Origin of the sequence: Paenibacillus sp. JDR-2 (genome assembly GCF_000023585.1) — a bacterium.
In the GTDB taxonomy this organism is placed as follows: Bacteria; Bacillota; Bacilli; order Paenibacillales; family Paenibacillaceae; genus Pristimantibacillus.
Genome location: NC_012914.1, coordinates 6106624 through 6118846, shown reverse-complemented (window position 1 = coordinate 6118846; position 12223 = coordinate 6106624). Strand labels below are relative to the sequence as shown.

Annotated in this window: 10 protein-coding genes; all 10 read left to right on the top strand. The window is 50.2% G+C overall.

The window, feature by feature from the left end; genetic code table 11:
- Window positions 1-53 precede the first annotated feature (53 nt).
- Window positions 54-392 (top strand): metal-sensitive transcriptional regulator, encoded by a 339-nt coding sequence (locus PJDR2_RS26755; protein ID WP_015846873.1) that lies wholly within the window; start codon window positions 54-56, stop codon window positions 390-392.
- 20 nt (window positions 393-412) lie between these two features.
- Complete coding sequence (locus PJDR2_RS26750) at window positions 413-613, top strand: copper ion binding protein (RefSeq protein WP_015846872.1); 201 nt, start codon at window positions 413-415, stop codon at window positions 611-613.
- 449 nt (window positions 614-1062) lie between these two features.
- A complete protein-coding gene (locus PJDR2_RS26745; RefSeq protein WP_015846871.1) occupies window positions 1063-1989 on the top strand; it encodes a hypothetical protein in 927 nt (308 codons plus the stop codon).
- Window positions 1990-2056: 67 nt separating this feature from the next.
- Window positions 2057-2797 carry a GTP cyclohydrolase II gene (locus tag PJDR2_RS26740; RefSeq protein WP_015846870.1) on the top strand — a complete coding sequence of 247 codons (741 nt, stop codon included), beginning with the start codon at window positions 2057-2059 and terminating at the stop codon, window positions 2795-2797.
- A gap of 84 nt (window positions 2798-2881) precedes the next feature.
- A complete protein-coding gene (locus PJDR2_RS32165; protein ID WP_015846869.1) occupies window positions 2882-4258 on the top strand; it encodes an AraC family transcriptional regulator in 1377 nt (458 codons plus the stop codon).
- 199 nt (window positions 4259-4457) lie between these two features.
- Window positions 4458-5981, top strand: coding sequence for a response regulator (locus PJDR2_RS26725; RefSeq protein ID WP_015846868.1), 1524 nt, complete (start codon window positions 4458-4460; stop codon window positions 5979-5981).
- 3 nt (window positions 5982-5984) lie between these two features.
- Window positions 5985-7781: a sensor histidine kinase gene (locus PJDR2_RS26720; protein ID WP_015846867.1), complete on the top strand. Its 1797-nt coding sequence runs from the start codon at window positions 5985-5987 to the stop codon at window positions 7779-7781.
- A gap of 19 nt (window positions 7782-7800) precedes the next feature.
- On the top strand, window positions 7801-9360 hold the full coding sequence (locus PJDR2_RS26715) for a response regulator transcription factor (RefSeq protein WP_015846866.1): 1560 nt from the start codon (window positions 7801-7803) through the stop codon (window positions 9358-9360).
- Window positions 9361-9451: 91 nt separating this feature from the next.
- Window positions 9452-11173, top strand: a complete 1722-nt coding sequence (locus PJDR2_RS26710) for an ABC transporter substrate-binding protein (RefSeq protein WP_015846865.1) — start codon at window positions 9452-9454, stop codon at window positions 11171-11173.
- A gap of 83 nt (window positions 11174-11256) precedes the next feature.
- The gene (locus PJDR2_RS26705) at window positions 11257-12219 is read left to right on the top strand and encodes an ABC transporter permease (RefSeq protein ID WP_015846864.1); all 963 of its coding nucleotides are present in this window, start codon (window positions 11257-11259) and stop codon (window positions 12217-12219) included.
- Window positions 12220-12223: the final 4 nt, after the last annotated feature.

Below are 12223 nucleotides of genomic sequence, written 5' to 3'. Positions count from 1 at the left end.
CTAGGGGGTATGATATGATTAGATTATGCCATACCCCCTGGAGGTATTTAAAGATGATTGAACAAGAGAAGACCGAGCATTGCCATTCTAACGAATCGGAACAACAAGGTGCCGAGCGGAAGAGCCATCATTCCGATAAAATGAAATCCAACCTCGTATCGCGCCTGAACCGGATTGAAGGTCAAATCCGCGGCGTTAAGGCGATGATTGAGAAGGATACGTATTGCGATGATGTGCTGAACCAGATTGCCGCGGTGCAGTCTGCGTTGAACGGTGTTGGGAAGCTTCTGCTGGAAGGTCATCTGAAAAGCTGCGTGATCGAGCGCATTCAGGCGGGAGAAAGTGAAGTTATCGACGAGCTGCTCGTTACCGTAAATAAATTAATGAAATAAGATTGGGAGGGATTTGTGTTATGGCAAATGTAACATTAAAGGTTGAAGGCATGTCTTGCGGACATTGCGTAAGCGCTGTGGAGAAGGCTGTTACCGGAGCAGGCGCAAGCGGCTCCGTGGATCTGGCTGCAGGTAAAGTGACCGTTCAGTACGACGAGAATAAGGTATCGATTAATGCGATCAAGGAAGCTATTGAAGATCAAGGCTACGATGTCGTTTAACCGGCTATAATGAGGCGCTGCCAGCTCCGACGGAGTCAGGCAGCGCCTTTTTTTCTGCCCATGCCCGCGCGTTGTACGTTATGCGGGATAATTACTCATTTTCGGTGGATGTGGGGTTTTACGTTGCACGGAATGCAGCATATCGGAGAGAAACGTTCCGAAATGGCTTCAATTGGCGCAATATCCTGCATTCTGTGCAGCATAACACGCCTTTTTCACTGATTTTGGCTAATATCCTGCATTTCGTACAATGTACATTTACCGGTCAGCAGTCAGGCAAGAGAGGGGTATCCTCGATACACGGCAGCGCTTTGCAAATCAATATTTTTAAAGCCCTCTAGCCCCTTATCCACGCGGGATTGGGGGCGTTTTGCCCCTTCCCTAGGTGATTAGCATATACCGGCTATGGGTATATTGTTAGGGATAAATGGAAGGAGCGAACACAGTACATGAAGCATAAACGTCATCGAAAAAATCGAAATCGCACTCTACATATCGGACTTATGGCCGTTCTTTTATCGGCTGCCTATACATCTGGCCAAACGGGCTGGGCAGCTTCTGGTTCTGCCGCAGCAGCGGGGGCGTCCGCATCCGGGGTAACCTTTAGTCAAGGCGGCACGCGGCTAACAGGCGACACCGCTGCCGGTCACGAGCATCATCATGCTCATGAAGAAGGGCATAACCAGAGCACCACCGTACAATGGAGCTTCTTGCCGAATCAGCCGGAGGCCGGCAATAAAGCAACTATTCAGCTTAACTTTAAGGATGCGCATGGCCGTCCGGTTCAAAGCTTTGCTCTGAACCATGAGAGGGAGATTCATCTGATTGCGGTCAGCAGCGATTTGAGCGAATTTCAGCATCTTCATCCGGTCGATGAGGGACAAGGACATTTTACCGTCGATACCGTCTTTCCGAAAGGCGGAGCCTATAAGCTATTTGCGGATTTTGTACCTGCCGGAGGAAGTCATCAGGTTGCTCAGACGGAGGTGACGGTTGGCGGTAAAACATCTGCCGCCGCTTCGCTTGTACCGGACAAGAAGCTTATTCAGACGATTGAGAATACCGTTGTGTCGCTGCAAACCGGCGAGCTGCAAGCGGGTAAAGAAACATCCCTCGCTTTCTCCTTCAAGGATGCTGCAACAAGCAAACCGGCGCAGGACATGGAACCCTACCTCGGCGCGGCCGGACATGTAGTTATCATCAGTTCGAATCTCCGGCATTATTTGCATGTTCATCCGAAGGAAGGTCAGACAGCGGGACCGGAAGCTTTATTCGAGACGACGTTCCCTGCTCCCGGGCTTTATAAGGTATGGGGCCAGTTCCAGCGCCACGGCGATATATTTACCGCTTCTTATACGATTAATGTCGGTGAATAAGCATAGCTGCCCCTGTCCTTGCGCAACCTAGGTCAATAATGGAAGCGAAGGGATGGTCTAAAGAACCATGAATGATAAGGTTATTTCGATTCTTGAAGGAAAAATTCGGCATATTGACAGCGAGGACGGGGAGATTTATTTGGTTGGACCCATCAAGCTGCCGGTTAATCTGGATGATCAAACGGCTATATTTCATTGGTATTGCTGGCTGTTATGCAAGGAGGAAGTAGATAAGCTGGAGGATATTATAGATAAGCTGTCCGGCGCCAATCTCGCGGAGATGCAGCAGTCCAGCGTGCTTGTCTATGGCGATTTCGAGCATGCGGACGAGGCGTTTATCCGGATGCATAGCATTTGTCATACAGGAGATATATTCGGCAGCAAGCGCTGCGACTGCGGTTACCAGCTGCATCAGTCGATGAAGATGATTGTGGCGCATGGGACGGGAGCGCTCTTTTACCTGGCGAATCATGAAGGACGCGGGATTGGATTGTTCAGCAAAGCGATGGCTTATTTGCTTCAGGAGCAGGGCTACGACACGGTAGAGGCGAACCTTAACCTTGGCTTTGTGGATGATGCGCGCAACTACAGCGATGCAATCCGGGTGCTGCGCTCCTTACGGCCGAAGGATAAGCCGGTCACGCTTATTACGAACAACCCGCGCAAGCTGGATGCGCTGCGTTCCGCCGGACTTGAAGTTGCAGACCGGATTCCGCTCTGGGGAGATGTGTCCGAGTATAACGAGAAATACTTGCAGACGAAAATTAACCGATCGGGTCATCTCGTCAGCGGTTGCCCGGAGCAGTAGCGGCATTCCATATAATGAGTGCGTCACATCCCTATAATTCCTGTGATATAATTCAAGAAAAAGCACAGGAAGCGGTGAGGTCGCGTGACTTGGCAGACGAATCGGGACGGGGAAGTGCCTGAAGTCATTCATGAAATCATACTTGAAAGCTTTCGGCTTGCCTTTCAGCTGTTAGGCACGCATTGGCGCACCGTCGGAAAAGGCTGGTCCTACAAGGAGCATCAGCATCCGCTGCTGGAGCTGAATATCGTGCTTCAGGGGAGCCAGTTAACCGTGATAGCCGGCGAGGAATATATTCAACAGGCCGGGGATCTGCTGTTGATCCGGCCGGACGAAGTTCATTACAGCCGTAACGCTTCGGATGAAGCGATGACTTATTTTTCACTGCACCTGGATGTGGACGACCCGGATTTGTTCTACTTGCTGGGCCGGATGGAGCAGCATTTGTTCCGGGCGGAGTCGCCGCTTGTCCTGCAGTTGATGCCTCACATCGATGAGCTGATGGAGATCTGTAGCGCCGAGCCGGATAATGATCTTATCAGGCGGCTGGATATGCGGGTGAAGGTTATGCAGATTTTGTTGATCCTCACGATGGAAGCAAGGACCCTGAAGCAGCCCCATCCAAGCGTAAGCGGTCGGCCGCAAGGCGATTATTCCGTTCCCTTATTGCGCCACCGCGAGCAGAGCTCCCTGGAGAAGAAGGTCCAGACCTTGTTCTCCGAGCCGTATATGCGCGATGTTCAGAGGGATGAGGCAACACTGCCTTCCTTCCGCTGGGCGGGCGTGTTTACGTTTCAAATGGAGGACAAGCCGTTCTGGCAGTCGACGGACCGATTCTGGATGAAGGAACAGCTGGCGGAGAATATGAAGGAGCTGGGTACGGTAGTTGTTATCGACGATCCTCCCTTTATGAACGCTGCCGTTCTTACTTCGAAACACGCCGTTCCGAATATGGAAGAAATTGTGCTGAAGAAAAAAAGAGAGCTGGAAAATCGGCTTGGCATCCCGATCAAGCTGGGTTTTGGCGGGATTACCGCGGCCGTATCGGAGCTCCGCTCCTTGTATCTGAATAGTCTTCGTCAGCTGGGGCATAGGGAGGAAACGGACGGGAAGCTTCTCCGTTACGAGTTCGTGAGCCGCATTATCCGCTCCGCGATGCAGATTATGGAGGCCGAGTACGGGGACAAAGGGCTGTCTCTCGTCAGCCTGGCGAAGCGGCTTGGCGTGACGCCCAATTATTTAAGCAATCAATTCAGCTCGCAGACCGGCGCTACTTTTACTCATCATTTGACGAGCATTCGGATTCATCAGGCCATCCGGCTTATGAGAGAGACGAATTTAAAAATCTATCAGGTGGGCGAACTGGTCGGTTATGCCGATCATACCTACTTCAGCCGTTTATTCAAATTGACGGTGGGGGTCAGCCCCGCGAAATACCGTCTGTCCGAGCAGTTGTTTTAACGGTTTCGGGCAAATGCCGTAGTACCCCGGGTAACCGGGGTATTGCAATTTTATTGCAAAATAAATCGTAAACGCTTACATTTTATCTTAAGATAATCCAATAAATCTTAACTTTTTAACATTGCTGATGGTTTAACCCTATGTGACACTGAGGGTAGGTATTGACGACGAAGATAAACGTCTGAAAGGTGGTGCTCGCATGTACAACGTACTTGTTGTAGATGATGAACCGTTTATGCTGGAGGGCTGGAGAACCATGGTGGATTGGGAATCGCATGGGTTCCGGCTTTGCTGGGCGGTATCGGACGGCAAGGAAGCGCTTGAGGTTATGGAGCGGGAAGTGCCCGATCTTGTATTTACCGATCTGCAGATGCCGGTTATGGATGGGCTTGAACTGATCCGGCAAATGAAGCAAAGCCAAGGACTGAAAGAGATAAAAACGGTGATCGTGAGCGGGTATTCGCGGTTTGATGCCGCGCAGTTTGCGATCCGTCATCAGATTGAGCAGTACCTGTTAAAGCCGCTTATCGAAGAAGAGATACATGAATTGCTCGATTCGCTTCGGGTAGACATGGATCAGCGGAACAGCATGGAGGCATCGGCGAGCGAATCGTTATCCATCGTATTTGCCAGAGCGCTGCAGGAGGAGAGCGAGGAGTCTCGGACAGCCTTGACCTCCCATCTGGGCTGCTTGCCGGAGGCGATGGGGAGACTGATTGTTCTGGACGCAAAAGCTGGAAAGCCCGGGCCGACTATGGAAGAAATGGAAATTGAGTTGTCAGGGCTACCGGCTGGCTTCGGATGCATGGAGGAGCCATCGGGTTCAATCGGGCTGCTGGTATGGTCCCGGCAGCAGGATAGTATGGAAGCTGGACTTGATTCTGACACTAAGCGCGTAATAGAGAGACTTTCCGGCCAGTGGCCTTCTTGCACGATCTATGTTAGTGGAGAAACGCAGGGCTGGCGACAGCTAAGGCAGCTGTATACGCAACTTCAAGAGCTGCGGAGCAGGGGCTTGTACAAAGGACGGGCGGGTGTTTTTTGGTATGAGCACAGGCATGAGCAGGCGCATTGGCGGTGGGAGGATGCGGCGAGCCGGGCGGAGGCTGTGCTGACGGCGGTAGAACGTAACAATGTTGCTGCAATAGAACAGGCTACCAGCGCACTCGTAGAGTTTGTTGAAGGAACCCATAAACCGGCAAGCAGCCTGACGGCATCTCTCTCTTATCTGCAGGGCGGACTGCTTCGCGCTTATCATAAAGCCGGCGGAGATCCGGCCAATCCGCCGGAATGGATTCTGCCTCCATACGGCCTGCTGGGGAATGTGCGGGAACAGTTGTCGGCAGCGTGCCTGCAGGCAGCCGGGCAGATTGACGAGCTGAACAACAAGAGGCCGGAAGGCCGGCTTCAGGAGGCCGTTGCATACGTAACCGATCATTACCGGGAGAAGCTGCAACTGAAGGACCTTGCGGAGCAGTTCCGCCTGAATCCGGTCTATATGGGCCAGCAGTTCAAGAGGATAACCGGTTATTGCTTTAACGACTATATGCATCTTCTGAGGATTAAGGAAGCGAAGAAGCTGTTGCTTCGAACGGATCTGAAGGTGTCCAGCATAGCAAACGAGCTTGGCTATCATAGCACGGAATACTTCGGCTCCGTCTTCAAGTCCATGACGAAAGTATCGCCATCGGCTTATAAATCAAACCAAAGGGGATTGTCTTGAGTGATGAAAAGGCTGTTTTCGAATAAAATCAACGATATTCCCCTAAATCTGAAGTTTCTAATGATTTACGTGTTATGTATCCTCATCCCTATTATCGGCATCAACGTTTTTTTCTATCAGCAGAATTCGGACAATATCCGGATTCGCGAACAGGAGAACCTTCGCAAATCGATGGACCGGGCCGCGGCGGAGCTGCACAGCATGATTGACGAAAGCGTTGCGGTCAGCCATTCCATTGAAGGCGACGATACCCTGAACGAGGCGCTCGACAAAACCTATGACAGCCCTGTCTCCTCTTATGAAAGCTATGACAGCGTTCTTCGCAATAAGCTGAAGCGTTACATGCCCGTATACCCGAACATTTTGGAAATCCGGATTTATACGTACAACCATACCATTCAGACCGGAAACAATTACTATGTTATTAATGCCCCGGAAGAAAAAAGTCCTTGGCTGGGGCCTCTGTTAAGACAGCCGGGCCATGCTTTTCGTGTAATTGCCTATTCGGAGGTATCGGGGACAACAGGCCAGACTAAGAAAATAAGCGTTATTAGCGACATGGATCAAGGATTCAGCATTGTAAAGCCGCAATACCGCAAATTTCTAAGGATCGATTTGAACGTAGATAAAATCTACGATATTTTGAGCAGGGAAAGCGACAGCCTGCAGCTGGAACTGGTAAACGAGCAGAATCAGATTGTGGCGGAAACGGGCGGCCGCGGCAAATCGGTTTATGATGCCGATATGTCGGATTGGGGAAAGGGAGACGTTTTTGTATCGAATCTGGGCACGGTCAGTTACGTGCAAGGATGGAAATTGATTGGAAGGGCCAACAACGACCGGATTACAACTCTTCTGGATGAGGCGCGGCGTTCCATCCTGTGGCTTGCGGTCATAAGCACGCTTATTCCTTCGCTGTTAATATTCGTTATGCTCCGTTCTTACCATTATAGGATCAAGAAGTTGGCCCGGCATATGGACCGCGTGCGCAACGAACGGTTTGATCAGGTTACTCTGCCGGAAGGGAAAGACGAGATTGGCGGACTTATTAACACCTACAATATGATGACCAGGAAGATCAATACGCTGATTAACGACGTCTACAAACTCGAGATTCATCAGAAAAGCCTGGAGGTCGAGCGAGTGCGGATGGAGATGAATATGCTCCAGAGCCAGATGAATCCGCATTTCCTGTTCAATACTTTAAACGCTCTTCTTGTGGTAGCGACGAAAAACGGTTACAAGGATGTGACCGAAATTATAAAAAGCCTATCGCTTCTTCTCCGGAGGCTGCTCCGGCGGGCAGATGATCTGGTACCGCTGAAGGAGGAGCTGCAGTTCACCTTGATGTACCTGCAGATTGAGAAATTCCGTTTCGGCGATCGGTTTGATTATGTCGTTGATATCGATCCGCTTGCGAATGACGTCCGGGTACCGATCATGAGCATTCAGCCGCTGGCGGAGAATGCCTGCAAGCACGGGCTGCAGGCGATTAAAGGCGGAGGGGCCGTCAGAATCGAGGCTCGCATGTCCGAACGGGGGTTAACGGTCTCCGTAGCCGATAACGGAATCGGCATGGAGCAGGAGGCACTGGACCGCATTCAGCAGGCGGTCCGTTCCGAGCAAGCGATGGAAGGACATGTCGGTCTGCGCAACGTATACCGCAGGCTGGAGCTTTTTTACCATGAAAGCGTACAATTTCGGATGATGAACGGCCCGGAGGGCGGACTGACCGTGAGCTATCAAATACCGCTCCAGCAGCTTGACAATAACCAGACAAAGCCGGGTGCGGCTTCGTAATTTCGAAAGGGGGAGCATCATGTACCGTGTCTTGCTTGTTGATGATGAGCCATTTGCAATTGAGGGTCTTCAATTATTAATCGATTGGGAGAAGAACGGATTCGAGGTGGAATCGGCCTGCGGAGACGGCGAAGAGGCAGCCCGCCTGATTCGGGAATCCAAGCCCGATTTAGTCGTTACGGATATTCGCATGCCAATCATGGACGGATTGGAGCTTATTTCCCAGATGAGGCTGGAAGGCCATAAACAGACAAAATTTGTCGTTATGAGCGGCTACAGCGATTTCGAGTATGCAAGGCGCGCTTTGCAGCTGGGCGTCTCGCATTATTTGACCAAGCCGATTATGAGCGATGAAGCTGATGAAGTGCTGGAATGTTTGAACAAAGTATTGGGGGAAGAGAACCGCAGACAGAAGGCTGTCCGCTATACGGAGCGCTGCGCACAGCGGCGCGCGTTAACCGCATTGCTTCGCGGCGAAGAACTGTCCGATGCTGACCAATCTTCGATTAAACGCATCTCCGCGGATGCTGCCGGATGGGTATGCATACGTGTTGCAGTGGACGAATCGGAATTAGCATCCGCGTCGGAAGCGGTGGAGGAACTAATTGATAAGGGGCAAGGTGAGGGTGGAGTAGGAGGCTTTATATTGGATCAGGAGCTGACCTCATTTAGGATGGCCTGTATACTCCGGGACGACAGCAAGTCGGCTATGCAGGATAGGGCAGAGCTTCTTTACAAAGCGCTTCGGGGAGCGGTTCGTGGAAGCTTCAGCATGGTAGTCGGCAGTCTGGTTAAGGAGCCGGAGGAGCTTGGCAGCTCGTACCGGCACGCGGAGGAAGCGAGTGCTTATCTCTTTTATGACCGTATAGAGAGACCTCTCTACTATGACGAGATCAAGGAGCAGGGCTTTGGCTATGATTCACATCTATGGGAGGCAACCGAAAAAATCATAGAGGCGGTTGAAACCAATGATGAAGGGCGGATTGTAGAGCGCTTGCAGCAGATCTTTGATCATTTTGCCGATAAACGGACGATGCCTTCCTTGATTTCCGCCTTTTCTACCCACATTATGGTGCAATGCTCCGGCATCTACAAAGAGCTTGGCGGGGACGCGGACCAGCTGCTGGAGAAAACCGGGTATCCGCTTATTGGGGCGAATGAGCATTCCTTGCTGAAGCTGCATGCGTTTTTGCTGAGCTTTTGCCTATTGTGCCGTGAAGAATTGTCATTGTGCCGAAGCCGGCAGCAGGGGGGGACCATTGCCAAGGTAGAAGAATATTTGCGCCAGCACTACTGCGAATCCGTTACGGTGAAGGAGATAGCGGAGATCTTTTATATGAATCCGGTCTATCTGGGGCAGGCCTTCTCCAGGAAATACGGCGTCAGCATTCATGAATATATTCACCATCTGCGGATGAACGATGCGAAGAAACTGCTCCATAACCAGGATATTTCGGGGGCAGCGCTGGCGGAGAGGCTTGGTTATTGCAGCTATCAGCATTTCTTGAAGCAGTTCGAGAAGCGTTTCGGCATGAAGCTTGCCGAGTATAAAAAAACAATACCCTACCTTAAATCGTAGGGGTATAATGCTTAACTCTGATTATGATGTAAACGCATTCAAATGCCTCATAATGTAGAGGTAAGCACACAATCCGTAGGAGGAGAAGCAAATGGGGGTTAAAGCAAAAAAGCCATTATTGACAACTATGGCAGTCGCGGTTGCCTTGAGTATGACGGTTGCGGCGTGCAGTAACGGCAATAACGATGGCAAAAACAGCAATAGCAGTGCGTCCACTACGCCGTCTACAACTGCAAACGCAGGCAATTCGGGTACGAATGCAGCGGATGAGGCGTTGAAGCCAGTTGAAATTTCTGCATTCATCGGGGCTCCTGGTCAATCGCCAACATCGGACAACAAGCTGTTCAAAAAAATTAAAGAAGATCTGGGCATTACGTTTAAGACGGAATTCCTGGTAGGCGACCTTGAGCAAAAGCTTGGCGTTATGATTGCTGGCGGCGACTATCCTGATTTGATTACCGCGGACCCTAAGCTTGTATCGGCGGGTGCTGTTATTCCGCTTGAAGATCTTATTGAGCAGTATGCTCCAAAGCTGAAAGAGCATTACGCGAAATACTGGAACCGGATGAAGGATCCTTCCGACGGCCACATTTACTGGCTGCCTAACTACGGCGCGTATCAAGGCAATGTGAACGAAACGTTCTACAGCGGTCCAGCCTTCTGGATTCAAAAAGCCGTACTGAAGGAATTCGGTTATCCTAAACTCCAAACTCTTGACGATTATATGAAGCTGATTCGCGAATATCAGGCGAAATACCCGGAAATCGACGGTCAGAAAACAATCGGCTTTACGACACTCGCGTCCGACTGGCGGACATTCGGCCTGCTGAATGCGCCTGAGCATCTGACAGGACATCCAAACGACGGCGGCGTTGTTGTAGACAATGGCGTGGCAAGCGTTTTCGCGACACAGGATATTTCGAAAACCTACTATAAAGAATTGAATGGCCTGTACAACGAAGGGCTGATGGATAAAGAAGCATTTACCCAAAACTATGATCAGTATTTGGCGAAGCTGACTCAAGGCAATGTCCTTGGTATGTTCGACCAGCACTGGAACTTCCAGACGGCAGAGGATTCCTTGAATACGCAAGGCAAATCCGACCGCACTTACGTAGGCTTCCCGCTTGTTTATGACGCAAGCATTAAGGATTACTACCGCGACCGCGCCGTTATCAATTTGAACAACGGCTTTGGTATTTCGGTAGACGCGAAGGATCCGAAACGCATCATTCAAGCGCTTGAACAGCTGATGGACGAGAAATACCAGAAGATGTTCACTTGGGGCGAAGAGGGCGTTGATTATCAAGTAGGCACAGACGGTAAATACACGAGAACGCCTGAGCAGCGCAAAAACTACGAGGACCCGGCTTGGAAGCTTGCAAACCTCGGTGACGGAATTTTCGGATACCTGCCTAAAATTGAAGGTACTTTGAGCGACGGCAATGCAACATCGCCGGGCGGGGACCCTGTAGAGTTCTATGACAGCTTGAAAGACGTCGACAAGGAAGTTCTGAATGCTTACGGCCACAAAACCTGGACGGAATTCTTCACGCAGCCGCCGGATAACCCTGTTTATTACCCGGCTTGGCAGATCGACCTGATTGACGGCTCCGATGCTTCGATTGCAAATAAGAAAATGACGGATGCTTCGTTGAAATTCCTGCCTAGAGCCATTATGTCGAAGCCTGATCAATTCGATAAAGTATGGCAGGACTATGTAGATGAATACAAGAAAATCAACGTAAAAGCTTACGAGGATCGCATTAACGAACAAATTCAATGGCGTATTCAAAATTGGAGCAGCAATTAATGTAAGGCAGCAGAAAGCGGAAGGGATGAAGCAGACTGCCTCAGCCCTTCCGCTTTATCTTTGGAGCGGAGGAAGGAAGAGAGATGGCGAAACCCGTAGATACTATAGCTGTAGAGGCTGCTATCCAGCCTAAGAAGACCCGCAAATCCAAGCGGTTCAAAAACCAGGGTCAGCTTATGTGGATGTCGCTGCCCGTACTCATTTATGTCATGCTCTTCTCGTATTACCCGATTTGGGGCTGGACAATGGCTTTCCAGAATTATAAGCCGGCAAAATCTTTTGGCGAGCAAGAGTGGGTTGGCTTAAAGCAGTTTAAATTCTTGTTTACCGATGACAGTTTCTTGCGCGTTCTACGCAATACGATTGGCATGAGTGCCATCAATATGGTATTGGGCTTCGTAACGGCCATTATTTTCGCGATTTTGTTAAATGAAGTGAAGAACAAGCTGTTTAAGCGTTCGATTCAGACGATTTCGTATTTGCCGCATTTTCTATCGTGGATTATCGTTACGGGAATTGTTGCAACTTCGCTGTCCGTGGATGGCGGTATCGTCAATGAAGTATTGATGAAGCTTGGGATTATTCACGAGCCTATCATGTGGCTTAGCGAGCCTAAATATTTCTGGGGTATTGTTGGCGCATCGCATGTATGGAAAGAAGTCGGTTGGAATGCAATCATCTATTTGGCGGCGATTACCTCGATTGATCCATCCCTGTATGAGGCGGCGGAGATTGACGGAGCTAACCGTTACCATAAGATGTGGTATATAACGCTGCCAGGCATCAAGTCCATCGTTATTATTTTGCTCATCATGAACCTGGGCTGGATTCTGGAAGCTGGCTTTGAAGTGCAATATTTGCTTGGCAATGGCGTTGTTGTCGATTGGTCGGAGACAATAGATATCTTTGTTCTGAAATACGGACTCAAGCAGGGCAACTATTCGCTTGCAACCGCAGCGGGTATATTCAAGACGGTTGTCAGCATCACGCTTATCTACGCCGCCAATACGATAGCGAAGCGATTCGGCGAAGAAAGGCTTATTTGATAAG

Excerpts from the sequence above, each read along its gene's own strand:
- PJDR2_RS26755 (WP_015846873.1), top strand. The coding sequence starts at position 54 with ATGATTGAACAAGAGAAGACCGAGCATTGCCATTCTAACGAATCGGAA.
- PJDR2_RS26750 (WP_015846872.1), top strand. The coding sequence starts at position 413 with ATGGCAAATGTAACATTAAAGGTTGAAGGCATGTCTTGCGGACATTGC.
- PJDR2_RS26745 (WP_015846871.1), top strand. The coding sequence starts at position 1,063 with ATGAAGCATAAACGTCATCGAAAAAATCGAAATCGCACTCTACATATC.
- PJDR2_RS26740 (WP_015846870.1), top strand. The coding sequence starts at position 2,057 with ATGAATGATAAGGTTATTTCGATTCTTGAAGGAAAAATTCGGCATATT.
- PJDR2_RS26725 (WP_015846868.1), top strand. The coding sequence starts at position 4,458 with ATGTACAACGTACTTGTTGTAGATGATGAACCGTTTATGCTGGAGGGC.
- PJDR2_RS26720 (WP_015846867.1), top strand. The coding sequence starts at position 5,985 with ATGAAAAGGCTGTTTTCGAATAAAATCAACGATATTCCCCTAAATCTG.
- PJDR2_RS26715 (WP_015846866.1), top strand. The coding sequence starts at position 7,801 with ATGTACCGTGTCTTGCTTGTTGATGATGAGCCATTTGCAATTGAGGGT.
- PJDR2_RS26710 (WP_015846865.1), top strand. The coding sequence starts at position 9,452 with ATGGGGGTTAAAGCAAAAAAGCCATTATTGACAACTATGGCAGTCGCG.
- PJDR2_RS26705 (WP_015846864.1), top strand. The coding sequence starts at position 11,257 with ATGGCGAAACCCGTAGATACTATAGCTGTAGAGGCTGCTATCCAGCCT.